Origin of the sequence: Hymenobacter cheonanensis (assembly GCF_030581075.1) — a bacterium.
Classification (GTDB): domain Bacteria; phylum Bacteroidota; class Bacteroidia; order Cytophagales; family Hymenobacteraceae; genus Hymenobacter.
The window spans coordinates 616,259-639,883 of the sequence record NZ_JAUQSW010000001.1; the positions used below are offsets into that span (position 1 = coordinate 616,259).

26 protein-coding genes are annotated in these 23,625 nt (G+C 49.8%); 16 read left to right on the forward strand and 10 right to left on the reverse strand.

Annotated elements, in window-relative coordinates:
* Positions 1 to 43: 43 nt before the first annotated feature.
* Together Q5H89_RS02650 and Q5H89_RS02655 are read right to left on the reverse strand one after the other, a co-directional pair.
* Entirely contained in the window at positions 44 to 1,651 is a 1,608-nt protein-coding gene (locus Q5H89_RS02650) for a DUF6734 family protein (protein WP_305017743.1), read from the reverse strand.
* 703 nt (positions 1,652 to 2,354) lie between these two features.
* Positions 2,355 to 3,476: a redoxin domain-containing protein gene (locus Q5H89_RS02655; protein WP_305017744.1), complete on the reverse strand. Its 1,122-nt coding sequence runs from the start codon at positions 3,474 to 3,476 to the stop codon at positions 2,355 to 2,357.
* A gap of 273 nt (positions 3,477 to 3,749) precedes the next feature.
* Between Q5H89_RS02655 and Q5H89_RS02660 the strand changes: the two genes are divergently transcribed.
* From Q5H89_RS02660 to Q5H89_RS02725, 14 genes are all read left to right on the forward strand, one after another.
* Positions 3,750 to 4,016 carry a hypothetical protein gene (locus Q5H89_RS02660; RefSeq protein WP_305017745.1) on the forward strand — a complete coding sequence of 89 codons (267 nt, stop codon included), beginning with the start codon at positions 3,750 to 3,752 and terminating at the stop codon, positions 4,014 to 4,016.
* A gap of 217 nt (positions 4,017 to 4,233) precedes the next feature.
* Positions 4,234 to 4,902 (forward strand): hypothetical protein, encoded by a 669-nt coding sequence (locus Q5H89_RS02665; protein WP_305017746.1) that lies wholly within the window; start codon positions 4,234 to 4,236, stop codon positions 4,900 to 4,902.
* 8 nt (positions 4,903 to 4,910) lie between these two features.
* Positions 4,911 to 5,387, forward strand: a complete 477-nt coding sequence (locus Q5H89_RS02670; RefSeq protein ID WP_305017747.1) for a hypothetical protein — start codon at positions 4,911 to 4,913, stop codon at positions 5,385 to 5,387.
* Between the two features lie 231 nt (positions 5,388 to 5,618).
* Entirely contained in the window at positions 5,619 to 6,593 is a 975-nt protein-coding gene (locus tag Q5H89_RS02675) for a hypothetical protein (RefSeq protein ID WP_305017748.1), read from the forward strand.
* A gap of 92 nt (positions 6,594 to 6,685) precedes the next feature.
* Positions 6,686 to 6,934 (forward strand): hypothetical protein, encoded by a 249-nt coding sequence (locus tag Q5H89_RS02680; RefSeq protein WP_305017749.1) that lies wholly within the window; start codon positions 6,686 to 6,688, stop codon positions 6,932 to 6,934.
* Between the two features lie 47 nt (positions 6,935 to 6,981).
* Positions 6,982 to 7,347 carry a hypothetical protein gene (locus tag Q5H89_RS02685; RefSeq protein WP_305017750.1) on the forward strand — a complete coding sequence of 122 codons (366 nt, stop codon included), beginning with the start codon at positions 6,982 to 6,984 and terminating at the stop codon, positions 7,345 to 7,347.
* 259 nt (positions 7,348 to 7,606) lie between these two features.
* Positions 7,607 to 7,897 (forward strand): hypothetical protein, encoded by a 291-nt coding sequence (locus Q5H89_RS02690; RefSeq protein WP_305017751.1) that lies wholly within the window; start codon positions 7,607 to 7,609, stop codon positions 7,895 to 7,897.
* A gap of 502 nt (positions 7,898 to 8,399) precedes the next feature.
* A complete protein-coding gene (locus tag Q5H89_RS02695) occupies positions 8,400 to 8,849 on the forward strand; it encodes a hypothetical protein (protein WP_305017752.1) in 450 nt (149 codons plus the stop codon).
* A gap of 62 nt (positions 8,850 to 8,911) precedes the next feature.
* The gene (locus Q5H89_RS02700; RefSeq protein WP_305017753.1) at positions 8,912 to 9,307 is read left to right on the forward strand and encodes a hypothetical protein; all 396 of its coding nucleotides are present in this window, start codon (positions 8,912 to 8,914) and stop codon (positions 9,305 to 9,307) included.
* A 207-nt stretch (positions 9,308 to 9,514) separates the two neighbouring features.
* On the forward strand, positions 9,515 to 10,420 hold the full coding sequence (locus tag Q5H89_RS02705) for an ion transporter (protein WP_305017754.1): 906 nt from the start codon (positions 9,515 to 9,517) through the stop codon (positions 10,418 to 10,420).
* A gap of 51 nt (positions 10,421 to 10,471) precedes the next feature.
* On the forward strand, positions 10,472 to 12,529 hold the full coding sequence (locus Q5H89_RS02710) for an ATP-binding protein (protein WP_305017755.1): 2,058 nt from the start codon (positions 10,472 to 10,474) through the stop codon (positions 12,527 to 12,529).
* A 65-nt stretch (positions 12,530 to 12,594) separates the two neighbouring features.
* The gene (locus Q5H89_RS02715) at positions 12,595 to 13,899 is read left to right on the forward strand and encodes an AAA family ATPase (protein ID WP_305017756.1); all 1,305 of its coding nucleotides are present in this window, start codon (positions 12,595 to 12,597) and stop codon (positions 13,897 to 13,899) included.
* Positions 13,900 to 13,908: 9 nt separating this feature from the next.
* Entirely contained in the window at positions 13,909 to 14,373 is a 465-nt protein-coding gene (locus tag Q5H89_RS02720) for a hypothetical protein (protein WP_305017757.1), read from the forward strand.
* 284 nt (positions 14,374 to 14,657) lie between these two features.
* Positions 14,658 to 15,098 (forward strand): hypothetical protein, encoded by a 441-nt coding sequence (locus tag Q5H89_RS02725; RefSeq protein WP_305017758.1) that lies wholly within the window; start codon positions 14,658 to 14,660, stop codon positions 15,096 to 15,098.
* Between the two features lie 284 nt (positions 15,099 to 15,382).
* Here Q5H89_RS02725 and Q5H89_RS02730 read toward each other — a convergent pair whose 3' ends face one another.
* A complete protein-coding gene (locus Q5H89_RS02730) occupies positions 15,383 to 16,144 on the reverse strand; it encodes a GIY-YIG nuclease family protein (RefSeq protein ID WP_305017759.1) in 762 nt (253 codons plus the stop codon).
* 700 nt (positions 16,145 to 16,844) lie between these two features.
* Here Q5H89_RS02730 and Q5H89_RS02735 point away from each other — a divergent pair.
* Together Q5H89_RS02735 and Q5H89_RS02740 are read left to right on the forward strand one after the other, a co-directional pair.
* Complete coding sequence (locus tag Q5H89_RS02735; protein WP_305017760.1) at positions 16,845 to 17,162, forward strand: hypothetical protein; 318 nt, start codon at positions 16,845 to 16,847, stop codon at positions 17,160 to 17,162.
* Positions 17,159 to 17,515 (forward strand): GIY-YIG nuclease family protein, encoded by a 357-nt coding sequence (locus Q5H89_RS02740; protein ID WP_305017761.1) that lies wholly within the window; start codon positions 17,159 to 17,161, stop codon positions 17,513 to 17,515. Before Q5H89_RS02735 ends, Q5H89_RS02740 begins: the two co-directional genes overlap by 4 nt.
* A gap of 400 nt (positions 17,516 to 17,915) precedes the next feature.
* Here the strand turns inward: Q5H89_RS02740 and Q5H89_RS02745 are convergent, their stop codons facing one another.
* The 7 genes from Q5H89_RS02745 to Q5H89_RS02775 all read right to left on the reverse strand — a co-directional run bounded on the left by Q5H89_RS02745 (position 17,916) and on the right by Q5H89_RS02775 (position 23,265).
* A complete protein-coding gene (locus tag Q5H89_RS02745; RefSeq protein WP_305017762.1) occupies positions 17,916 to 18,782 on the reverse strand; it encodes a hypothetical protein in 867 nt (288 codons plus the stop codon).
* A 370-nt stretch (positions 18,783 to 19,152) separates the two neighbouring features.
* The gene (locus Q5H89_RS02750; RefSeq protein WP_305017763.1) at positions 19,153 to 19,449 is read right to left on the reverse strand and encodes a hypothetical protein; all 297 of its coding nucleotides are present in this window, start codon (positions 19,447 to 19,449) and stop codon (positions 19,153 to 19,155) included.
* Positions 19,450 to 19,577: 128 nt separating this feature from the next.
* On the reverse strand, positions 19,578 to 20,018 hold the full coding sequence (locus tag Q5H89_RS02755; RefSeq protein WP_305017764.1) for a Panacea domain-containing protein: 441 nt from the start codon (positions 20,016 to 20,018) through the stop codon (positions 19,578 to 19,580).
* 537 nt (positions 20,019 to 20,555) lie between these two features.
* Positions 20,556 to 20,684: a hypothetical protein gene (locus Q5H89_RS02760; protein WP_305017765.1), complete on the reverse strand. Its 129-nt coding sequence runs from the start codon at positions 20,682 to 20,684 to the stop codon at positions 20,556 to 20,558.
* 241 nt (positions 20,685 to 20,925) lie between these two features.
* Entirely contained in the window at positions 20,926 to 22,071 is a 1,146-nt protein-coding gene (locus tag Q5H89_RS02765; RefSeq protein WP_305017766.1) for a hypothetical protein, read from the reverse strand.
* Positions 22,072 to 22,229: 158 nt separating this feature from the next.
* Positions 22,230 to 22,505 carry a recombinase family protein gene (locus Q5H89_RS02770; protein ID WP_369810636.1) on the reverse strand — a complete coding sequence of 92 codons (276 nt, stop codon included), beginning with the start codon at positions 22,503 to 22,505 and terminating at the stop codon, positions 22,230 to 22,232.
* Positions 22,498 to 23,265 carry a hypothetical protein gene (locus Q5H89_RS02775; RefSeq protein ID WP_305017767.1) on the reverse strand — a complete coding sequence of 256 codons (768 nt, stop codon included), beginning with the start codon at positions 23,263 to 23,265 and terminating at the stop codon, positions 22,498 to 22,500. The genes Q5H89_RS02770 and Q5H89_RS02775 overlap by 8 nt, the downstream gene beginning before the upstream one ends.
* Between the last annotated feature and the right edge of the window lie 360 nt (positions 23,266 to 23,625).

Below are 23,625 nucleotides of genomic sequence, written 5' to 3' on the forward strand. Positions count from 1 at the left end.
TAGAAATTAAAAACCGTAATAAATTACAAGCAAGCCCGAACTATTATAAAATAGGCTTCACTGCTTTTTGAAGTACCAGCTGCCTTATAAATGTAATAATAAGGGATTCGTATTCTTGTAAATTGTTTTTTAATACATCTTCGTCAAGATACTGATGCATTACCCTTATCAAATTGTCAAGAGACTGCGGCTTGACCAGATGCTCTAAAATAATGCATTCTAGCTCATCCAAATCATAAAATGAAATAGGATTATTATAAATCTCCGGGATTAATAAATTGGCAAAACTTCCTTTATTTATTTGCAAATTTTTATAATGAGGAACACCAATCCTTGTCCGCTTATTGTAGATGCCAGACCAATCGAAAACTGAATGAATAATTTTCACCTCATGGCATCTTACTATTAATTTATCTTTCAATTTACTACAATCAGCAAATAAATAGGAATACCAATTATTTGACTCAAGGCTTATTGCGTATAAGTATTTTTTATTTATACGAGAATAATAAATTAAAAAATCATTAATGGCATTCAAAAATACTTCTAAGTCATTTGCCATAAGCACTCGCATATCCGCAGTACAATTCGAAAATTCTGGTCTTACTATTTCTGAAAAAAAAGAAGAATAATTTATACTAGATTTTATTGTCGAAGCATTGATTTCAGGCAACGAACTATTAGTAGACTCCTTTTTTACCATCGCATTCATTAACACGAAGTCCTCAACTGTACTCAATGAATTGTCAAAGTCGTAATTCATAAAAAAAGGCAACCCGTGCTCCCTATACAAGCAAACTATTCTGTAGTAAAACTCTGGGTGCAATGCCCGAAGCGTTTTAGCCATTTGCAGGCATGTATAGCCGTCTCTTTTTGCATGACCAAGAAGGTGCAAATAATTACTTTCAAATGGAACATTATGGAAATTCGCTAAATTTGTGTAATTATGATCCCCTATTACCTCAGACATTAGGATGCTAATTTCTATATTTTCTTGCTTCGCTAGAACATAAAATAGGTGTTGCTCAAAAAATACATTAAAATTTCCTGCATTTACAAGTTGTCCTAAATTTCCTTTATTTCGCTCAATATATTTGAATGCCTCTTTTGCATACTCGCCTATAAATTTTATATTATTTCCGCCGAGAATACCCGCATTAACAGCTCTAATAGGAATTTTACTTTCAAAATCCTGTTTCACACAAGGCGGAAAGTAATTAAAGCACTTCTCTAAATCATTTTGAGTCGTTAAATATACTTCAGTGGCCCTTTCTATATTTTGCACTATTAACTCGCTGCTCAACAAGTCCTTTTTGAAGCTGTCAAAAATAAAAACATCGCCATCTACGTGCAGAAAAGGAGCTTTTTGAATAGAGTATGTATAAATTTTGGGGATAGCCCACAGAGATTCATCCGGCAACTGCAGGTTGTCATGGCTTATATATACCTCATCATAGGGTAGCGCTAAGGCATCTATTAGAATGCTTGCACTAGTACTATCCGTATAAAGCGAAACTTTTTGATGGAACTTTTTTAGTTGCAAACAACTCAATGCCCAACTCATTAAATGATATTCAGGTGCCGCCCACCCATAATTATACGTAAGAGGGTTCTTACCCTTACTTGTATATAAAGTCTGTACAATATTCATTTTATATCACACTTAACAGCCTCAGCAGCACCCCTACTGGCTAGTAGGTTGAAAAAATACAAGAGTCTTACAATGTCTGTTTATTTAGTGATGTAAAAATCCTCTATTTCATCGCTAAATGAAAGGACAAAATGACTATATTTGCCAGAAAAATATCAGTAGTTTTGTGTAAATAAAATTATATTTAAAATTGTAATAATCATATTATAATTCACATTAAAAAATATAAACACCTTCAGGTCAAGGATATAAGACAAAAAGTAACCACTCACTATTTATCATAATTGTGACATCACACCCCCTGTGATTGCCTTTCTATTGCAAAAATATTTTGCATATAACTTATTATATGCAAAAACTCGCAACGGCTTTTACTTTATGGCGTAGCCTAGATCCTAGACTAATAAGCGGGCAATTTTTCGGGGTTCCGTAATAGTATGCTACCTGCGTCTTTGCGGGTCAGGTCTCCATACAGCGCGCCGGGTTAGCGTCGCTGCTGGTGACAGCACACGTAGTTACCCTCTTGCTTAGTAGATATGACTAAGCCAACCCATCTAAGTGGCGCATCAGCATCTGCTCAGCCCACCTGCTTAAAGGCAGAAATTGGACCCATAAAGGCACGTGAACTTGCCGCCGTGAGGTTAAAAGCTCTTTTAAACTGGAAGCCTCACCTCCAAGCTATTCTTAATCCTCCCTACTCTCCCTACTTAATGAATTTGGCGAGTGTCGTCATCAACTCTTCGGCGCGCAGGTTACTGGCCACGATTTTACCGCTAGGGTCAATAAGAAAATTTTGCGGAATAGACTTCACGCCGTATTGCTGGGCAACGGCACTGTCAAAACCGTGTAGATCCGACACCTGCGTCCAGGGCATATGGTCGTCGGCAATGGCCTTTACCCACTCCTCTCGGCTCTTTTCCGCGTCCAGTGAAACGCCTAGTACCTCGAAGTTGCGACCTTTAAAGGTCTCATAGGCTTTGAGCACGGCGGGATTTTCCGCACGGCAGGGTACGCACCAGCTAGCCCAGAAATCTAGCAGTACGAACTTGCCCCGGTAGTCAGCCAGCGATACCTGTTGGCCACTAGGTGTGCGCTGGGTAAAGAGGGGGGCCTGCGCCCCGATAGCTGTGGCTTTTAAGCCCGCTAGCAGCTCGGCGTATTGCTGGCCCGGGGGGCTGGCGCGCTGGGCGGGAGTTAAGGCGGCGTAGAGTGGGGCAACTTCCGCATATTGGGGCGGGCTGATTTGGCGCGCGTACTGCAAGGCTTCTAAGCTTACCCAGGAAGTCGGGTGGGCCCTGACAAAGGCGAGCTCGGTCTGGGCATATTCTTGGTTAAGGGCGTTAAATTGGGCCTGCGAAGCACCCATTTTGAGTTTCGCAACGACGGGCTTAGTTCGTTCCGCTAAGTCTTGGTAATCGGCCGTGAGTGAGCCGCCAGTTAGGTGGGCGGTACGTAGCGAGTCTTTACCGGTGATCGTAACTGGCCCCGACTCTAGAAAGAGGCGGATGCGATCAGGCGACTCGACGTACATCCGACGCATTTGCCCACCCATCATTTTTTCTTGCCAGCCAGACTGTAGCCGGCCCTGGCGCTCCAGCACCAGCGTAGCCGACTGGGGAAAGGCAGTAGTACCGCTCAGTTCGAACCGGCCTTGCCGTAGCGTAGCCGAATCAGTGGACTGCTGGGTTATTAAGTACACTTTAGCCGGAGCGTTAAACTGACCAATCTTTCCTTTTATCCGGTAAGAATAGGTCACCGGCACTTGCGGTTGAGCTAGGGCTAGGCTGGGAGCTAGGAAGAACAAACTCACAAAATAGTTTTTCATGATGGGGTGACTAAGAGGCAGAGTGTTCACCAATATCGGCTTATCGCTAAAGGTAGCGTGTGGCCTACTAATACGGCGCAGTATCTATACAAGTTTACTTAAGCAGTAAAGCCCCTAGACCTAGCAAGGCATTCGTTCAAAGCTCTCAGGTCTGCCCTATCTACACTGAATTTAATCCGCCAGCTATCTGGTACTGTTGCCGGAACGCTTGGGTAACGGGTCTAGTGACCCGTTCGTATTTAGTTCCGCAAGCCTCTGCTTCCCCGGCCCTCTTTGCTGCGTGGGGGCTATTTTAACTATGAATCGCGCTTTATTGCCTCGCTGCCACTGCCCGCGATCAATCTACAACACGACAAGGTCGTTTTGCTGGTCGAGCAGCTTACAACGGGCTATGCGGCCTTGCCTGGCCTCACCCTCCCTACCGCACGAGAGCAGGCGCAGGCGCACCTGCGGCAGCTGGAGCGTCGTCTTGACGCGCTGGTGTATATGCTCTATGGTTTGACGGAAGCCGAGATTGCGCACATCTCGGCGCTGGGGTAGGATGTGCGTGCCTACTGAGCTGGACGAGTAAAAACAGCCAAGACGAAGTCTTATCTTCCACTGCTCATGCCCAACAAAAGCAAGCCGAGCGGCTCGCCGCTAACCCGCCAGAGTGGGTTAGGTGTCCCTGCCCACTCGTCCAGCACACCGCAGGGAGTCGCTTACACCTATATTGCTAAGCTAACGCATCCTTCCGCCGCCTGTTTTTTGTCTTCCTATGGCCCCTACCCGCTACCTCGCCCCCTTGCTGCTCGTGGCGAGCCTCGCCCCCACCGCGCACGCGCAAGATCTCACCCGCTACGCCCCCAGCGTCGCCCAGCCCAAGCCCACCCGCCTAGCCTACGTACGCGCCAGTTTGGGCACGACCTATACGCTGGGCTACGACTACCGCGTGGCCCGGTTGGGACTGGAATACGCGCCGATGCTTACTAAACACTTCGGACTAGCCGGGCGCTTAGTCGGGGTGGCAGGACAGCCCACGGCCGCGACGCCCCTGTACGGCCCCTGGATTGAGGCGGTGCCTAACCAGAACTACCGCGCCGGCTTTGTGGAAGTCGAGGGGCTCTACTACCCCTTGGGCACGGCCCACCGCGTGCGCTTTGCCGTGGGCTTGGGGGGCTTTACCGGCTATTACAACCTGAATACGATTAGCTCGGCGAACGTTATCAGTGGACAGGTGCAGGCCTATGAGCTCGCGGCGCGGCAGGGCGCGGCGACGGGCTACCTGGGCTCACTCAATGTAGAAATTGCCCTGGGGAAAGAGCGCCGGTGGCTGCTGGGCGTCAAGGCCACGCGCCAACAAGGGCAGGGGGCTAGCCTTACCAACTTGCGCCGCGGCATTACCAACTTACCCGGGCAAAGCCTGACGCTGGCCCGCCAACTGTAGCCCGGTCTATGATGCTACGCCTACTCTCGCCATCTGTGCTGACCGCGCTACTGCTCGTGAGCGCCCTCGGCTGCACCAAAAAAGACGACCCAGCCCCCACCCCCGCCGTCGGCACGGGCAGCTACAAGGTTACCCGCGATGCAATTTCTGGCCAAGCCAGGGCCTTTCTGTCAGCCAATGTGAACAGTACCAAGGTGGATGTACTCAGTATATCCCTGACCGACACGCCGACGCTCCAAAGTAACACCCGCACCGTGAACGTTTTCTTCCAAAAGCCTACTGGCCAGCCCAGCACTGCCTACCAGCTCACGGAAATAGTTTACTATCCCAACAATACCAATCCGCTGGACATGCTCACTTTCGCTAGTAGCACGGCCACCCTTAAGGAAACGAGCAGCGGCGTTTTTTCAGGTACCTTCTCGGGCACCACCGCGTCGAGCATCGTGCTCAGCGAGGGCATTTTCACGGATGCGCGGCTGAATTAGCCGTGGTTTACCCCCTTGCCGCGGGCTACCTCCTCTTCTTATGCTGGTCCTGCGGCGAGGTGGGGGTAAGCGGCTTAATTGCTTATACTTGAAAAACAGGTATTTATACGCTGGCGCTGGATAATACAGGCGTGTACGTTTGCCCAAGAGAGGTCAGTGGCAGGAAGGAGAATAAGCATGTTGCTTATGCAACACTGAAGTAGCCGCTTCATAGCCTCTTCACCTATTTTTATGAAGATCCTTTTCTGCCTCCTACTCCTTTTAAGCTGCGCTCTATGCGGCACGCACGTACAGGCGCAGGTATCCAAAAACGCGGCAGCTGGGCAAGCTAGACGCTATGCCCAGGACAGCGCCATCGTTTACGACAGCCGGCGCAATATCTACATCAACCAGGCTACCAAAACCATTCACCTGTTCATGTACGAGGACGGTGAGCTGCTGCTGACGGGGTACCCGACCACCGCGACCGATAAAGACAAATTTCAGCTTCACCTCTACACGAGCAGCGACAACCCTGACACCTATACTTTCTCTGCCGAGGGAAATTACACGCCCTCCCTAGTTATTACGGGAGTAAGCGGCATAGTAGCTACGCTGAACAGGCAGGATTTCCCTATCGTGGGCCCTTTCACCAGCCAAGTAGTTTTTACAACGAAGCGCTCGGGAACCCCCGGCACCACCTTCAGTCAGACGATAAAAATTGCCAATACTATCCATGCCAGCATCGGTAGCGGCTTCGTCTACTCGACGCTCAAGAACCCAACCAATATTCACGGCGTGCCGATAACTACCGCCGGGGGCGACTCCACGCTACTGGCCGACAATGCCACCGGCAAAGTAAACCTCACTCTCATGGCCACCCTCTACCCCTGGGGCAGAAATAGCCTGCTGTTGCCCAGTTGGTCGTTCCGTGACCGGGCCGGCATTGTAGTCGGCACAACCATCGCCTCCAGCACTACCAATTTTCAGAATCTTTACTTAGGGCTGCAGTATGATTTTGCCATTGGCGGCTCCGTTGTAGCAGGCGTAGACATAGCCAGCCGCCAGCGTGTACGCGGCGTCGACTACCACGATTTTACCTTTGGCGAGTCCAAGTTCTCCGGCAAGGTCAGCAATAAGCTCTACAAGGAGCTTGGGGCCGGCTTTTTCATTGGCGTGCAAGTGGACACCCGCATCTTTGCCAAGCTCTTCACCGCTGCTCCCTGAACGCTTCCTTATAATTGATAAGATGTTCGACTTGCTGCATGGGGGGCCTAATCAGCCGAATTAGCCCATCTGCACCTTAGAAAGCCGATGCCATGCTGAAAAAAACAGGCTACTTCTACCTCCTCATTGGTGCACTTACTGTGCTGCTAGCCTTGGCGGGTAAGACAAGCGGCCCCGATACAGATGCAGGCTTTTACCTGGAGGTGTTGGCGACTCTATTATTGGCATTCCTCTTTTATACCAGTCCTATCTGGGTAATAGTGCTGCTAATTATCACCTTCGGCAAACCCCTAAAAAAGTTTTTCACCCAAGCTGAGCGCTTCCACGCTGGCGACAAGTAACCCATTCACCTCTTACTACAGGGTGGGCTTACCCGACCGAACTACCTATGAAATCCCTGCTCCTGCTCGTCGCCCTCCGTATCCCGGCTGCTGCGCTAGCCCAGCAGGGAACCCCTTCGCCAGCCCGCCACAACCAGCAACGCATTCCTGTGTTCATCCATTTTCCCAGCGGCTGGATAGTAGCCCAGCCCAGTTACCTGTACCGCACCCTACGTGATGCCCGTAGCGGCCGCTATGCTCACCGTGTGCGCGAGGGGGACTACCTGGTGGAGAAAAGAGCTTCTGCCGACCCGCATTGGCTCCGGGTGACCTACCTCAATCCGCCCGTACGCTCCGACACCCTCACCTACTACTTGCCAGCTTCCGCCATCAGCTCTAAAGGGAGTGCCCCGTTGCACTTTTCCCTACATTAGGCTTCCCAAGCAGCCACTAGTTGCCCCTGTTGCGGCGAGGTGGAGTTAATCACCCAAACTACCCATGCTACTACGCTTACTTGCCCCCTCGCTTACCGCTGTGCTGCTTCTAGCAGGCACGCTCGGCTGCGCTACAAAAAATGACCCTCCCAGCCCGGTCATGAACACGGGGAGCTATACGCTTGACGGTAAGACGCTCCCTTGTCAGGTAAAAGCTTTCCGAAATGTGTACACCGGTGGTACCGTGTCTTACGACTACTTGAACGTTTCTCTCACCACCACCCCAGCGCCTGCCAGCGGGGCACAACTGCTGCGTCTCACCTACTACCGGCCTACTGCCACTGCGCTTTATCAGCTCAGCACCGCTTACCTTTTCGATAAAGGCAGCCTTACCCTTACCTGCGCATTCAACAGCACGGCCGCTACAGCTACCATCGCTCCTGACGGTAGCTTCACCGGTACGTTTGCAGCAAAGGAGGATGGCACTAGTGGAACCCCGCCGCCCTATACCGCCATAACAGATGGCAGCTTCACCAATGTGCACCTCTAGGGTCGGTGTGTGTATGTGGTAGCTAAGACGACCCTATTATGTTGGCTGTACACCCGCTCCCCCCCACCTCATGAAAACTGCTCTTCTTTTGCCAGCCTTCGTCTCTCTGCTAAGCGCTGCGCACGCCCAAACTACGCCTCTTTCTACAGCTAGCCAGGCTGCCTAACGCGCCGCCACCTATCAGGGGCCCCAAGTGGCGAATGACAGCAAAGCCCTGGGCCGGAAAATGGTGCAAAAAAGCAAGCCCGCCGATGCGATACGGACGTCGGTTCGAGAACTACCGGTAAAGAAGTAGCTCGACAACTGGCTACGCGCCAGCTACACCTGCCCCAACTAAAACCCATGCAGTCCTTACCTCGGCTGTTGCTCACTGCCTTTAAGTTTGCGCTGATTCTCTGGCTGGTAATGCTTGCCCTTTACTTCACATCAGGCATCCCTACGCTTGAGGCTATACTAAAAGCCAACTTGGAGTAGCTAGCCCCTACCTACTTACTCTCCCCTTATGAGGCTACCTCTTGCCTATTTGCTAGCTGTCGGCTTGCTGGTCACTGGCGTGAGCGCCTGCTCTACCAAGGCTGAACCTGCTCCCTCCTCTCCCAGACCCGGTCAGGGCATCCATACCGTTGATGGCCGCCTCACTACTGGCGATGCCCAATCCACCTCCCGCGGTATCGACTTAGACATACAAATTACCAGCTTCCCCGATGGCTGGCGCGAGACGTTAACCCTCACGTACTATAAACCTAACAGCGCCCCTACCTATACGCTGGTTAAACTGGCACGCGCAGTTGCCAAGACGAACGAGTACCTCACGTATACCGACAACTTGAGCGGCTCTATTACCGTGCTTGACTCCGTCACGTATTCGGGCACGTTCGCCGGCACGGCTCCCGCTACCTCCGCTCGCGCTAGCAGCGTCATTACGGCAGGGGCCTTTACGGAAGCGAAATAAGCACACCTGCTACCGCGTCCCCCTTAGCCTACTGCGCACCATCCCCTTCCTCTGTTTTCCGCATGGCTATCCTCTACCTACTAGCCCTTTTTTTACTTTGCCTGGTCTGCTTTGTCCTACTCTACACCCTGCCTCTTATAGCCATCCTCCTGCTGGTCGTTCCCCTTGCGTGGCTAGTCGGCAAGTTGGTGCAGGGCCTCACGAGGCTACTACCGGAGAAGGCCAAGAATCCGCTGCTTCTTTGCTCGCTGCTGCTCTGGGCTGGCCTGTGGGTTCTTACCTACTACGCGCCCGCTTTTGCGCATCTTCCGCCTGCTTTACAAAACGACGCTGCCCTTTTATGCGCCTGTATCAGCTACCTATACCCCATTCCGCTGGTGCTGCTTCTAATACTCATAAAGCGCAATGGCTACGCTATCTTCATCGGCTTCCTTTTCGTTGTTTCGAAGCTAGGCTAGCAGGGGGCAAGTAACCTTGCTGCCTACCTTACCTACCCACAATCCCCCTTCAGCCCGCCTTGGCAAAGGCCCCTCCCGCTGATTGATTTTAACAGTAGAGCGTGTGGATTCCCTGCAGGCCCCTGCTCGCCACCCAGAATGCGCTCGTTGCCTCTAAGGAGGAGACCATCGGATTACTCAAGGCCGCTTTTAACCGCCCGAATTACTATGTACCGCCTACCCCTACTTCGGGCGCATGTCCACCGCATTCTGAACGCCAGCGATGGCGGCCAGACTACGATTGAACGCGTAACGGATTGGGGACTCATTGGGCTGGTACTACTGAATACGGTAGCAGTCGTGCTCGAATCCGTTAAAAGCCTTGATGCGCACTACCACCCCTTTTTTGTAGGTGTTGAGCTCGTATCAGTCTACATCTTCACCCTGGAGTATGTGCTGCGGGTGTGGTCCAGCATCGAGGCTCCGAACTACCAACGGCCGTGGCGGGGCCGGCTCAGCTTTGTAGTCAGTCCCCTGGCTCTCATCGACCTACTAGCCATCCTGCCTTTCTATCTGACATTTGGCCTGCTCGACTTAAGGATACTGCGGATGGTGCGCCTGTTTCGCCTGTTCAAAGTAGCTCGCTACGTGCGCGCCCTGCACGTCATCGGGCACGTTGTGCGCCGCAAGCGGGCTGAACTCCTTGTGGCCCTGGGCGTCATTGGCCTGATGCTCCTGCTAGTCTCCACCCTGATGTACACCGTTGAGAGCGAGGCCCAGCCCGATAAGTTTGGTAGCATCCCCGATACGATGTGGTGGGGCGTGGCCACCCTCACCACGGTTGGGTATGGAGATGTGTTTCCGATTACGCCGGCGGGCAAAGTGCTCAGTAGCGTGATTGCCGTACTAGGTCTAGGCCTGTTTGCTATTCCTACCGGTATCTTGGCCTCAGGATTTAGTGAGCACATCCAGGAGGAGCATGAAGGAGAAGCTACTACACCCTGCTTGCACTGTGAGCAAGCCCGCCAGCAGGTAGCGCACCTACAAGCCCAGCTTGCTACCAAGGATGCGCTCATTGCCTCGAAGGAGGAGACTATTGAGCTGCTCAAAGTCGCTTTTAATCGGACGAACTAGACTTTCTAATGCGCTTTCTCTTTCTATTAATTTACTTAAATTTACTAGATCATGCCTAAGATGATAAGCAACGTCGTAGGTAAGGTGAGTAACATCTCCTTAGCTCACGAAAGCGGCCTGATGGCCTTGCATGAGGCTATTGTTAATTCGCTACAGGCTATTGAAGCAGGCCAAAAGCGCGAAACGACTTTAAAAGGAGAAATTTTGATTGAAGTGCGTCGTGACGAGTTGGCCCCGCTCAATGTAGATGGGCTGAAGCCTATCCGCGATGTGGTAATTACTGATAATGGTATCGGATTTACTGTAAAAAATTATGAATCCTTTCAAACAGCTGACTCTACTTATAAACAGAATCTAGGAGGCAAAGGTATTGGGCGCTTCCTCTGGCTTAAAGTATTTGAACACGCTGAAATACGTTCGGTATTCAAAGACTTAAAAGACCAGCAGTTATATAATCGCTCTTTCTCATTCAATCTCAACGACAAAGATCCTATAGCTGATAAACGGAGGGTGCCACTGATCAATGGCGACGCGCGGCCTACCGGGTCCAGTATTAAACTCTGCAACCTACGCCCCGAATACGCAGACCCCTTCACCAGCTCTTTGGAAGAGCTGGCTGATGCTATTATTGAGCATCACATCCACTTTCTAGTGGATGGTAATTGCCCTACGATTATACTGCGTGAAGCTGATACTGACAGCTCCACGCATCAGTATAATCTCAACAATCGCTTCTGGAATGAATTTCTGCTTGATAGGGATGCCAACTCTATTGCATTAGGCTCTGGGCATCATGCTTACATCTTTGAGCTAGCTTTTCTAAAAATAAAAAATGAAGGCCGCAAAACACGTCACGCTATACTTTACAGTGCCAACCGGCGTGTTGTCTTGTCACACCCCCTTGGGCCGCTCATTCCTGACCTCATAAAGCCTTTACAGCTAATCAATGGCCCTATGTTTGACGTATTAGTTCTGGTGAGCGGCAGCTACCTTGACCAGCACGTTAATGGTGAGCGCACACGCCTTAATATTCCTGTTAAGAAGGCAACTACTAAACTCGGTCGCCCAGCCCTGACCCTAGATGAAATTGAGGAGGAAGTAGTGCAGCAAACTAATGAGCATCTAGCTGAATTTCTGGTAGATATCCGCCAGGAAAAGCACGCTCAGATTCGGCAATTTGTTGTCGATTCTGCTCCGCAATACCGCAGCCTACTTAATTATACCGACCGCCTCGACAAAATAAAACCTGGTCTGACTGGCGATAAGCTTGACATAGAGTTACATAAGATACGTAATGAACTTGTAGTAGAAACTAAGCAAGAGTTAGGTCGCATATTAGATGCCAGCGATGCACTGGCTCCCAACACGGAAGATTTCACCCGTGACCTAAATAAGCTCATGGGACGCATCAACGATGTCAACCAGACTAATTTGGTGGACTACGTAGTGCAGCGTAAGATGATTTTGATGCTATTTGAGCGCGTGCTGAAGATTGGTGCAAACAATGCGCATGAATATGAAGAGCGCATCCATAACATTATATTCCCAATGGATAAGGACTCAGACCAAGTCCAGTATAAGGACCATAACTTATGGCTTATTGATGAGCGACTTGCTTATCACAATTTTCTGCGCTCCGACCAGCCACTTACCACCAACGATAAAAATTCTCCCCGCCCTGATATAGTAGTTGGCTTCGAGCGCAACTTGCTTTACACCGATCGAGAAGAAGCGCCTTACGACTCTTTTACCATCATTGAGTTTAAGCGCCCTATGCGTGATGACTATGGAAAAGAAGATGACCCTATCGCTCAAGTGCAACGCTATTTAGCTTATATCCAGACTGGTGAGGCAACAACAAATGACGACCGCCCTATCAATCCAACAGGCGCAAAGTTTTACTGCTATATCATCTGCGACTTAACCAAGAAGATACGCAACTTTGCGAAAGACCGCGGCTTTACAGAGTCCCGCGATGGAGAAGGTTACTTCTGGTATAATCCTAACTACCATGCTTACTTCGAGCTTATTTCATTCGCTAAGCTTGTTAAGGATTCTAAACAACGCAATCAAATTCTCTTTGATAAACTGGGAATAGGCCACGCTTAGAATAACTATTTTATTTAGAAAACACAAAACGAACAATAAGGTATTAAGTTTTAAAATATTTCTTTATGATTGACTCCATCCAATTCTCAAATTTCAAAAGCTATAAAGAAGCAATACTGCCACTAGCACCTCTCACACTACTTATAGGTGCTAATGCATCAGGCAAGACGAATGCTATTGAAGCAATAAGGTTTTTAACTTGGCTTTCTCACGGCCGTCGCCTAGAAGACATTCTCGAGAGCGTGAGACAGAATGACTTGGCAATTCGCGGCACTGTTAGTAGCGTTGTTTATGACCGTGCTAGAAGTCGGTCATTATCCTTTGGATGTAATTTAGATAAGAATTCCGAATGGAGACATTTTAATATCCAACTTCGAATGCAGAGCGAATCAGGCGGAATGCGTGTCGAAAATGAATCTTTACGCAGTGATTATAGTACCGTACCTCTTTATGAGATAAAATCTACTGCTGATGATTACAGTCACGATGTGCAAGTAGCCTATAATAATTTCGCACGGGGCGGGGCTAAGCCCTTAATTGGCTGCTCTAATAGACAAGCAATTTTTACACAACTTGATATTCCATCACGTTTTGCAAATAAGAAATCTCAAGAGCAAATTTCTCCAGTAGTAACAGCTTTGCAACACGTGTTAAAGGAAGTAATCTTTCTTGATACAAATCCAAGAGCAATGACTGATTACAGTTTTATTGTTGATAAAGCATTAAGGCCTGATGGATCTAACTTGTCAAGCACTTTATTTGATATATCTGAAACTCAAGGAAGAAAGCAAGAAATTCTTGATTTTATTCGCGCTTTACCTGAGCAAGATATTATTGATATTGCTTTCCTAGAAACTCCACGAAATGAAGTAATGGTTCAGTTAGTGGAGTCCTTTGGCAATAGAGATACTCCACGAGATGCTCCTTTGCTTTCTGATGGTACTCTACGAGTACTAGCTATTGCAGCAGCACTACTTTCTGCTCCTAAAGGTAGCCTAGTAGTTATTGAAGAAATTGATAATGGTGTCCACCCAAGCCGAGCTCAATTACTACTTGATGGAATTTTACAGGCGTCCAAACGTCGTAATTTACGCGTTCTTGTAACTACTCATAATCCGGCTCTATTAGATACATTGCCCAAAGCCGCAATCGCAGATGTTGTTTGTTGCTATCGCGATCCCAAGCAGGGAGATAGCCGCTTAGTGCGATTATCCACAATTACGGATTATCCTGATTTAGTGGCAAGAGGCCCTCTTGGCCAGCTCATGACTCAAGGACTTATTGAGCGTTATCTTAAAAACCAGCGCACCGCTACAGAGAAAGTTGCACAAAGCAGAGCATGGTTGAAAGAATTAAAATCTATTCTGTAGAATAATTTTATGCAAGAAATACATATAATAGACACAAGCATATTTTGCGACCTTGTTAATGTACCCGACAAATGCACTGACAGTGAGGCTACCTTTCAGCAGTTTGAAGCTCTATTAAACCAGCAGAATACGACTTTACTTTTGCCAGCAGCAACAGTATACGAAACAGGTAACTATATAGCCCAAGTTGCTCCAGGAATTGGACAAAATAATGCCAGCCAGCGATTCAATGCGTTTATTAATGGTGCTTTTAGGGAATCTCCACCCTGGATATTATCCCCATTACCCGATTCGCAGATTATCATTGAACGGTTGGAACAGGCTCCTTCACCATTGATTAGTGGGTTAGGAATGCGAGCGTTAGCAAATATTGAACTTTATAAAGGGCGGTGTGCTTTACACCTAAGTGCTCGAGTAAGAATATGGTCTCATGACCCCTCTATGGCGCAATACGACAGAAGACCAGGACTTTAGATTAAAATTTCTATCTGGTTGCACTTGATATTATGGTTACAAAAAACGGTAGCTTGTGAATTACTTAATTCCAAGCTACCGTTTTATTCTGCGCCTTTATGGAAGTAACCCGGTAACTCCTATCTGAGCGGGCCAGTCAAAGAGGCCTGGCCCGCATCCAGCTCACCCTCTGCTGGGCCGGCCAGCGCCTACGCACGGGCCAAAAGTGCCACCCCAAGGACCGGGATGCCCGCCGCAGCCGGGTCAAAAACAAGCCCGACACCTACGCTGAGGACATCAACCAAGTGCTCGATGACTATACGGACCTGGCCCAGGCCCTGCACCACGAGGCCGCGCGCCTGGGCCTGCCCCTCCCCAAGGACACCCTGCGTGATGAGCTCGAGCGCCGCTACCAGGCTCTGCTCGCTACTCGCGCCGGCGGGGTGCCCCTACCCGCCCCGCCGACCGCGGCGCCGCTAGACTTCTTTGCCCACTACGCCCGCTGGGTGGCGGAAGAAATGCAGAAGGTTTCGGTGCGCACCGGGCGCCTACTCAGCCGCGACATCATCTGGACCCACGAGGCCGTGGGCCGCGAGCTCGAAGCCATGGTGGCCCACTACAAGCTGGAAGTAAGCTTCGAGGGTCTGAACAAGGGTTTCTACGACAACTTGCGCAACTACATGCTGGGCGTGGCCTACGCACCTTCAATACCTACGTTAAGCTCCTGCGCTCTTTATCTCTTCTAGGCCTAGGTCCAAGACATGCCCGTGCCGCCCCGGTTTGGCAAGACCCTGCGCTTGGCTCTCAGCTACGTGGGCGTGGAGTTTTTTACTCAGGTCGAACTGCTTCCCAAACTTACAGTTTCACATTTACTCGGCCCCATTGCGGCGTACCTAAGATTGCTGCATGGCATGCGCAAGAAAGTAGGGCAATTGTCGATATCTGCGTGCCAGGAAGCTACTGGGTAAGCTTATCCTCAGTCTATGCAGTCGACTGCCACGTATCCTACCCTACTAAACAAGCCAGTGTGCTAGCCCTTCGCCCCAATACCCAAGCGCCAGGCCTCATCATAAAGCAGAGTCCGCAGTAGAGTGCTCGTGTGGCGCATCCCCCGGGCCTGGGCGACTGCCTGCGCCAGCGCCTTATCATCCCCGCCCGGCGCCAATCGCTGGCCCCGGTAGTACTCCTGCAGCAGTAGCTGGCGCACTAGGTCGGGCAACTTCATTTTCCGCTCCTGGGCTAAGTCTGCAAAACGGTCCGCTTCCCCCGCTTGCAGTTGCACACTCATTAACTTCCCGTCACGCCGCGCCTGCGCCTGCGACACGGCATCTACGAGCAGCGTGCGCAGAAACGTGAGGCGGCGGCTGATGCCCGAGCCGGCCAGTAGGGCTTCCACTTGCTGGGCAAGTTCTGAGGAGAGGGACAGGGACAGGGTCAGCTTTTGGTCCGTGTCAGCCAAACGACTGCCAATGGCGGTGGGGGCATTGTTAAAGCCCTTTTCCGGCTCAAAGGGGCGGTGAGAGTCGAACCACTGCTGCTCAAGTACCCGCAGGTCCTGGCCGGGGGTGGCGAGTTGGAGTAGGTTGAAGGAAAGGGAGTCAAGCCCGTGCTCATTCACCAATACTTGCAGACGGCCGGCGTGGTGGGTGCCCTGCTTGAGTTGGGACTTATGCTGTCTGTAGCGGGCCTTGAAGTTCTGCGCGCTGCCAATGTAGAGACGCTTGTCAACGCTGCTGCGGATGGCGTAGATGCCGGGACTAGCGGCGGAGGGAGTAGGTATCAAGAACCTCATGTTGCATTTGTTAATACAAAGCAAAGATAGCCTATGTATTAACAAATGCAACACAAATCAACGTTTCTTTCTTTCATCTAATGCCTTTCGCAAGAGTACGCGCACATGAGTAGATAGATTGAAACCTAACTCTTTAGCTAGGGTCTGAGAATCATCGAGTAGTTTCTGGTCAAGCCTTATATGGAGAATCCCCTGCTTTCCCTTCTCTTCTGGCTTCGCCTCTTGCTCTGGTGCTGACATAGTACTTGTTTTATGCGAACGCAAAGGTAAGATATTAACAACTGCAACACATGAATCACATACGAGAGGCAAAAACGTGTTGCAAATGTTAATACATTTTGTATGTTTGCAGTGTACTAACAACTGCAACACAAATGAACGCATCCAAGTCTGCATCTCAGCAACTGGCCCTGCCCGCAAGTCGGACGAACTGCTCTACTCGGGTCAGCCTAGCCACCCTCCGCACCCACCTAACCACCCTCACCTTCCACTCCCCCTACCTCAGCGAAGCCGAGAAACTGCACGCCAACCACTGCATCCACGAGTGTGAGCTGGTGGCACAATTGGAGCTATGGCTCCAAACCATACCCGCCGAACTAGCTTGGCGCGAGACCGCCTACTATGGCCAAGAGGAGCCGTGTTCAGTCGACTGCGCGCGGCACTACGCGCTGAACACCCCTGCTCTCTACTCCTAAGAGCGATGTGGTATAAGCAGCAACGCAAGCGGGTTCGCCAAGCCCGCAAGATGGTCAAGCACCAGCAGGAGCAATTACTCATCCTGGAACTGGAAGGTATAGTGGCCGTCCAGCTACACACCCTCACAAGCATGCTCTCCCTATCTGTTCCTCGGGATGTGGCCTCGCAGCTAGCCGACGTGCTACGCGAAGCCCTCCGCGAACGGCGGGCGCAGTTGAAAAAGGAAGCCGCGCAGTTGACAAACGACCAGCGAGAAAGCCAAGAGTTACGGGCAACGGACAAGGCGTTGCTGAAGGCCGCCAAAAACAATCTACCCAGATGAAGCGGGTGGCGTGGCTAGCACAACAGCGTGGGCGCAAAGCCGTGCTGTACGTAATACGTGTGTACAACAAGCAGGGGGAGGCCTTCTATAAGGTGGGGATTACCTTCTGCTTTTCCTCCCGCTTTTCTCGGCTCAAAACGGCATATCGCTTCCGCACCTTAGCCCGCTACAGCAGCTATCACGCGGGAGCCGTCTATGACTTAGAGCAGCGGTTGCATCGGGAGTTTGCGGGCTTGTCTTATATCCCTACGGCTTCCTTCTCGGGTTTTACAGAGTGTTATTGTGACGCCACCCCTATCCTGGCGGCATTACCACCAGGGACGTTCTTTTTAAAAGGTGGGGTGGATATTTGAGTGACTAGTAGGATTACCCTAGTTTGACTCTAGCACTAAGTACTAGACAACCTTTTTGCAACCCCTCCGATGGGCAAATTAGCCGAAAGTCGACCTTTCCAGCATCCCTGGCAAGGTCGACTTTCGGCACTTATGCTTAACCCGGCTTCTACAACTATACCTGCCAGTACTCTAATTAGGTGTTCACGGCCATAAGTCAGCAGCTCAGCATCGCGTCGCGCATCCATTAGCACTTCGGCCGCGAGACGTTCGGCACCGAGTTCACGCGCTAAGGCGGCAACATCACGGTGCTGCAAAAGCTGATGGACCACGTCAGAATCAGCACTACCGTGGAGTACGTGCACGTCGATGCCGACATAAAGCGGACGGCCATCGCGCAGGAGGCGGGTGGGCATACGCCTTAGCTAAGCCCCCCACTCAAAGCCTGAGCGTAGTCGGCCGTCGTATAGCCACTGCTTGGCTGGCAGTGTTGAATATCGTTGTAGAGCCAGACGAAGCCGCCCACGACGCTTTCGCTTTGGTGCCACTGCTGAAACTGGGTTTGCATAGCGGCCGGCGCGGTGCCCTGGTCGCAACCCGTGCCGTTGATGCACCACAGGCCCGGCCACACGAGGGAGGCCCCGTCGAAGCCGCTGCCCATTTCCTGGTTGAGGGCCTGAATCCAGGTTTGGGGGTCGTTGCCCCCGCCCCCAGCATAGCATTGCAGGTTCAGACCTAGCACCAAGCCGGGCGTCGGGGTATTGAGCGCCTGGAAGCAATCCATCCAGTACGACGTGCTGCTGTAGGGGCAGAAGGTGACGTGCAGGTTGAATGAGTCATAAAGCATCTGGCAAAAGGCAACCGTGGAGGCTTGGTCGTAGGTCGTCTCGTCGTCCAGGTCGATGAAGTCGATGGCGGGGATGGCCTGCGTCAGGGCTTGAAAGCTCTGATAGAGGGGGCTGCTGCTACCGGTGCCATGCTGGTCAATGAGGTCCTTGATGTTGTTAAAATCACCCACTCCCCAGCCCCCGACGCTGAAGCCCAGGCTGGTAACGGAAGTCGTACCCTGCTTGAGGCTAGCTAGCAAGTTCGGCCAGGCCGCGTCGCCCGTATAATTTCCCGCCTGCACGATGGGCGTATCGTTGAAGTATAAATCGCCATTGGCCGCAACGTGCAGTGCCCAGGCGACAACCGTATTGAAGCCCGAAGATTGGAGGTCACTGATGACGCTTTGGCCCCCAGTGTATAGGGTGACGCTACAGTAAAGGGAGATAAGAGTGGTTGCCATTGCAAGTGGAAAAGAGTACATTACAAAGGACTTACCGGGCGAAGCGGGTCGAAAGCGTAGAAACCCCTGTTTTGAAAAACAGGGGTTTCTACTTGGTTATTCGGTGGTTGGCTCGGTGGCTTCCGGCTCCTGCACGCTCAGAGCAAAACTCGAAGGCAGTTTGCTTACGCTGCTGCCCTCCGCAACTGAATGCCAAAGTGAGCGCTGAAGAGAAAGAATTAGCTGAGAGGGTTGCGAAGGCACGCGGACTCAAAATCTCAGGGTTAGTGAGTATGCTCATTCTCGACGAAGCTCGCCGCCTGGGCGTCGCCTAGCCTCCCCTACTGCACATAAAAAAAGCCCGACCGGTTGATCGGGCTTTTTTATGAAACTAGGAGCCACCATGGTCATAAACAGAGAAGTCATGGTCAATCCAAAAGACATGAAATACTTGGTCGCGCTGGTGTCCCACAAAGGGTTTTTTACCATTATAACGAAACGACAGAAAGAAACTTACATCAGCAGTGGCCCAAGAAGGTATTGAAGCATTGATGGCATCGCGCTTGATTTTCTCAGCACCTAAACCATGCCTAGGAGCTACCCGAATTTCATCCCAAGTCATACGGCTATACATTGTCAGTTTTTTGATAAAAGCGGCTTGATTGTCTTTATCACAATCTTCTATCATGTAACCTTTAACTAGGTACCGAAAGCAAAACACCGGATAGTTCATATCCGGTGTTGCTTCTTTAACCACTGGCTCTTTTATAGTCTGAGACTTATTAGCTGCTGGCTTCTTAATTTTCGCCCCCATCCCTACTCCTCAATCAACTGCTCTTTAAAGTAGTCCTGCATGGTCTGGGTGTTGATAATGGACGCGCCTTTTTCTTGGGCCTCCATCCAGGGGCGCTCCTCATGCGTGAGGTGCATGAGTTTGACGCCGGAATATTGGCCGTAGATGTTGTTCACTTCCTTCATCAATTCTTCCTGCTCTGGAGTGAAGTCTTGAGTGAATTCGTAGCTAGGGTCTGGAAAAATGACCTGGCTGCCGTTGTCTTTATAATAGTGGTAGAGGTCAGCCACTACTGGGCCATAACGCCACGCCTGGATAGGTTCGTCGAACAATTTTTCGTCGTAAGCAGCCAAGCTGAATCCTTGTACATAGTACACAAGCTTCTGAAGCTTCAGATTCGTGATGTCATTGGCCTCTTCATCAGAGAGGCGGAGCAGGTACTCCGCTACATCGCGTGCTGTCATTGACGTAGTGCTAAAATAGGTGGAAGGGGTTGCGAAGATAACACTAAATGGATTAGCATGGTGCCATCCTTACGTAGAAAGATGCCATCTTTCCGTAGAAAGGTGACAATTTTGCGAAAAAACCGCCAAGTTTTCTGTAAAGTTGCTATCTTTTTTATAAACCATCTCTAAAGCGGTGAACTTAACGGCCCAGCTGCCCGGCAAATCGACGCAACTGGTAGGCTGGTTAGGCGCACTTAATTACTGCTGCTCGACGAAGCACGTCGCTTATGCATCTTTTAATCTCCCTTACTGCACATGAAAAAGCCCGGCCGAATGGTCAGGCTTTTCTGTTTATTAATGACTTGTTACTGCGCCTACTGCTTGAGCCACTCAAATGCTGGGGCAGCTAATAGTCCATACCCTGCACTTTCAATCTGAACTGCAACTCCAGCAATAAGCCCAGGTGTGTTTTGCTGTATTGTGGATAGTAATTCCTTGACTTGCTCTTGGACATCAATAGTAGATAAACCAGACAGTAAACTATGCTCTAAGCTTTTATTTCTGACACGCCCGCTTCCCCAGCTTCTCGGCGTCGGCCGTGGGCATGGCCTTAAGCGGGTGCGAGCAGCGATTAAGGCCCGAGCAGCCATCGCTGCTGTGGTAGGCGTAGGAGGTGGGGCTCATGCATACGGTGGCCGGGGGCATCAATACTGGAGCAGCCGGGCACGGAGGCGCGGCCAGGGGGGTGCTGGCCCCAGGCTTGCAAACAGGCGAGTAGCAGTGCTTTCATAGATGCAAGTAAGTACCACTTACAAGATCGTACTGCTTTATGGTACCCTGCTGGCCCTATCGACTCAAATTCGTGGTTTTCAACAAGGACTTATCGGTAGGCTAGGGATTTTCTAAATTTATGTAGAATTTTCTACTATGGAGTAAAATCTCCCCAATTATAAATCACTGTCTGGTTAATTATTTGTGGCTCCTTGATTTCTGCGCCGGGATGCTTAAAGGCTACGAGATTATACAGAGGCAAATGAGGTGAATACTTACTTATGTAAAAAACACGTCCTCTATGTAAGAAAGCCACTTTAATTCCTTGCTCTCTTTTTATAATGCATAAATGAAATGAATCATTAGCTTCGTAAAACAAACCACTAACCATTGCTTTCCCTCTTTCCAACGCCGAGAACTTTCCATCACTATTAGCCATAATAGCATAGTCGTACTCAAGATAACTACCGAGGTTATCAGGCTCTACTTGGCTTAGTCCAAAAGCAATTGCTTTATCATTTTGGCCAACCAGAATCCTGCTACAGTCATCTACGCTTGCTAGTAGCTGCTGACATTTCATACCTTTATCCCATTTATCCAAGTTATGACCTAGCAACCTATACTCAGAAATATTATTGAAGTAGATATCATCAACCGAAATTACCCCTATGTTTTTAACTGTCAAAAACAACTCATGCGCAATTTGTCGGACAGAAGATAAAAATGGCGAAACCGAATGAGGTATTTTTGTAGATTCCCCTGTTTCATTATTAGTAGAATACATATGATAGCCCATAATGCCATCTTCTTTATCGCGTATACTCTGCAAAAGCTGACTAGGGTTCGGATCGATGTGACTGCCACCGAGCTTATTAGCAAATGCTAAAACAAGCTCTTTTCTATTAAATGTGAATTTTTCATCATACACACATACATCTTCACCACTCCACCAAGCAGAGAACTGGATGCTTCCCATAATGCCATTTCTATCTAGAGATGGAAAGTATGTTTGAAAATCCTGCTTATATTCTAAGTGCGGAGTAGTCAAATAGAAAAAAGGTAGATTATTTTTTACAACTTTTTCGTCATCATCAAGAACTTGAAATTCAAAGACGGCTGTGTTCTTTTTAGTTGAAACAAAAGACTCTTTATCCCAACCTAATTGATGTAAAAGAGCGTGGGATTGATTGGTATTATGAGCTATAACCCTTATATCATGGGCTATTTCCGGCCCAAAATGCTCCTCTCCTTTATCAAAAGCTAAGCAAGCATTAGCAAGAACTTTTAATTTACTTTTCATACTGTCAAGCAAGTGCGTTTGTTCTAGAGCCATAATTTTAGGATGTTTTTTAATTAAAACAGCATATTGACAGCTATGCTGCATTCAGGCAGTTATTTACTATCCCACTGAAAGCTTTAACTCGACTGCACTTTTGCATTGGCTCAAGCCTTGGCCAGTCAACCTGTGTACTCGAATGCCGCCTCGATACCCTGGCTGATGAAGCGGTCGAGCGCGAAGACGCGCACCAGGTCGAAGCGGCGCTTTTCCGCATCGCGCATCATCTGCTGGAATTGCTTTCGAGTGGCTTTGCCACCAGATTCCTCGTTGATGTACTCCTTCACGATAGTGTCGCCAGCATGCTCAGCTTCGCGGCGCAGCAGCACCAGCTGGTTTTGGGGTTCTGGTCTTTGTCGCGGGTCGATACGCGGGCGTACAGGGCTACTCTCATTTATCCAGTTTCAGATAAGACATAATTAGACGATAAAATACATCTAACTGCCTCAGTTCTACATCTCCGACTGTGCTGTTGTGACCTATGAGAAGGCGCACAGCATAAAGTTCTCTCATCATGTTTTTGAACCAGTGTTCATCCCGACCGGGGAAATATACCGAGAATACATTCCAGTTCGCGGCTACAATATCAGCTAGTTCGATAAAGTCACAGTAGTATACATCCGAAGTGCCCCTAACTGGGAGATACTTGCGTGTGGCTTCGCTTTGCTTACGAGTTGCAATTTTCACTTCGACAGCCCGTGGCATAGCCATAGACCGCCCAGCCATTACCTGAATGATAAACTCCCTTATTGAGTTTTCAATGCAGAAAAGGTAAACGAAGCAATCAGCCCCCTCTTTACCCTTTTTTTGAATATCAGCTGGCAACGTCGCCAAGTTTGACAAGTCCGTAGCAGCAACAACCTCTTGGAATGGGTCACGAGGTGCCGCCCCTGTGAGAAGGGAAGCCAATTCTTGGCGTATATAGTCCCGCCGCTCTTTATAACCACCAAGAGGCTGTATATCGCGTCGCACTTCCATCAGATTGCTGCACGCGCGAACAAAGTTGGGTAACTGTCCACTCAGTTCTTGGCTGTCCATTAACTCCCACCGAATTTGAGTATACTCAGCTTCTTCCTGCGGGCTAGGCCTACCTCCGTCTGTGGCGACCGCTGTTGCAAGATGCTTCAGCCGCTCAATTTTTATGGTTTCTATTGGCATACACGATTACTTTCATCAAAGCTACCGTTCAAAATAGAGTTCTTTTTTGAACTCTTGCGCTACCTTACTCAGCAATCTCAAAACGCGGTTTTTCGAGCAGGTTTTTCCGAGAATATGTTGATTACTAGAAAATACCTAGTAGGAGGCCATGTCACCATTAGCCATTATAACACTCCCCCATCTACAACGCCAGTAACAAGCGCTACCACGTATAACTTGAGACAGCAGACAAGCAGCTCCTATTCTGCTAACTTACCCCTGCCACGCCCGCGCCAAAGCCTCAGTCACTGTGAATTCCTAGGGGTAGCCGTATGCCCCACCCCTAGCACCACGGTAGCTCAGCTTCGGCGCGCGGCCCTG

What these genes read in the sequence shown, in the direction of transcription:
- Q5H89_RS02745 (WP_305017762.1), bottom strand. Translation starts at nt 18,782, where the DNA reads ATGGCAACCACTCTTATCTCCCTTTACTGTAGCGTCACCCTATACACT.
- Q5H89_RS02695 (WP_305017752.1), top strand. Translation starts at nt 8,400, where the DNA reads ATGAGGCTACCTCTTGCCTATTTGCTAGCTGTCGGCTTGCTGGTCACT.
- Q5H89_RS02680 (WP_305017749.1), top strand. Translation starts at nt 6,686, where the DNA reads ATGCTGAAAAAAACAGGCTACTTCTACCTCCTCATTGGTGCACTTACT.
- Q5H89_RS02665 (WP_305017746.1), top strand. Translation starts at nt 4,234, where the DNA reads ATGGCCCCTACCCGCTACCTCGCCCCCTTGCTGCTCGTGGCGAGCCTC.
- Q5H89_RS02675 (WP_305017748.1), top strand. Translation starts at nt 5,619, where the DNA reads ATGAAGATCCTTTTCTGCCTCCTACTCCTTTTAAGCTGCGCTCTATGC.
- Q5H89_RS02775 (WP_305017767.1), bottom strand. Translation starts at nt 23,265, where the DNA reads ATGCCAATAGAAACCATAAAAATTGAGCGGCTGAAGCATCTTGCAACA.
- Q5H89_RS02700 (WP_305017753.1), top strand. Translation starts at nt 8,912, where the DNA reads ATGGCTATCCTCTACCTACTAGCCCTTTTTTTACTTTGCCTGGTCTGC.
- Q5H89_RS02670 (WP_305017747.1), top strand. Translation starts at nt 4,911, where the DNA reads ATGATGCTACGCCTACTCTCGCCATCTGTGCTGACCGCGCTACTGCTC.
- Q5H89_RS02735 (WP_305017760.1), top strand. Translation starts at nt 16,845, where the DNA reads ATGTGGTATAAGCAGCAACGCAAGCGGGTTCGCCAAGCCCGCAAGATG.
- Q5H89_RS02685 (WP_305017750.1), top strand. Translation starts at nt 6,982, where the DNA reads ATGAAATCCCTGCTCCTGCTCGTCGCCCTCCGTATCCCGGCTGCTGCG.
- Q5H89_RS02655 (WP_305017744.1), bottom strand. Translation starts at nt 3,476, where the DNA reads ATGAAAAACTATTTTGTGAGTTTGTTCTTCCTAGCTCCCAGCCTAGCC.
- Q5H89_RS02730 (WP_305017759.1), bottom strand. Translation starts at nt 16,144, where the DNA reads ATGAGGTTCTTGATACCTACTCCCTCCGCCGCTAGTCCCGGCATCTAC.
- Q5H89_RS02705 (WP_305017754.1), top strand. Translation starts at nt 9,515, where the DNA reads ATGTACCGCCTACCCCTACTTCGGGCGCATGTCCACCGCATTCTGAAC.
- Q5H89_RS02765 (WP_305017766.1), bottom strand. Translation starts at nt 22,071, where the DNA reads ATGAAAAGTAAATTAAAAGTTCTTGCTAATGCTTGCTTAGCTTTTGAT.
- Q5H89_RS02750 (WP_305017763.1), bottom strand. Translation starts at nt 19,449, where the DNA reads ATGATAGAAGATTGTGATAAAGACAATCAAGCCGCTTTTATCAAAAAA.
- Q5H89_RS02715 (WP_305017756.1), top strand. Translation starts at nt 12,595, where the DNA reads ATGATTGACTCCATCCAATTCTCAAATTTCAAAAGCTATAAAGAAGCA.
- Q5H89_RS02740 (WP_305017761.1), top strand. Translation starts at nt 17,159, where the DNA reads ATGAAGCGGGTGGCGTGGCTAGCACAACAGCGTGGGCGCAAAGCCGTG.
- Q5H89_RS02710 (WP_305017755.1), top strand. Translation starts at nt 10,472, where the DNA reads ATGCCTAAGATGATAAGCAACGTCGTAGGTAAGGTGAGTAACATCTCC.
- Q5H89_RS02650 (WP_305017743.1), bottom strand. Translation starts at nt 1,651, where the DNA reads ATGAATATTGTACAGACTTTATATACAAGTAAGGGTAAGAACCCTCTT.
- Q5H89_RS02760 (WP_305017765.1), bottom strand. Translation starts at nt 20,684, where the DNA reads ATGAGCCCCACCTCCTACGCCTACCACAGCAGCGATGGCTGCTCGGGC.
- Q5H89_RS02720 (WP_305017757.1), top strand. Translation starts at nt 13,909, where the DNA reads ATGCAAGAAATACATATAATAGACACAAGCATATTTTGCGACCTTGTT.
- Q5H89_RS02755 (WP_305017764.1), bottom strand. Translation starts at nt 20,018, where the DNA reads ATGACAGCACGCGATGTAGCGGAGTACCTGCTCCGCCTCTCTGATGAA.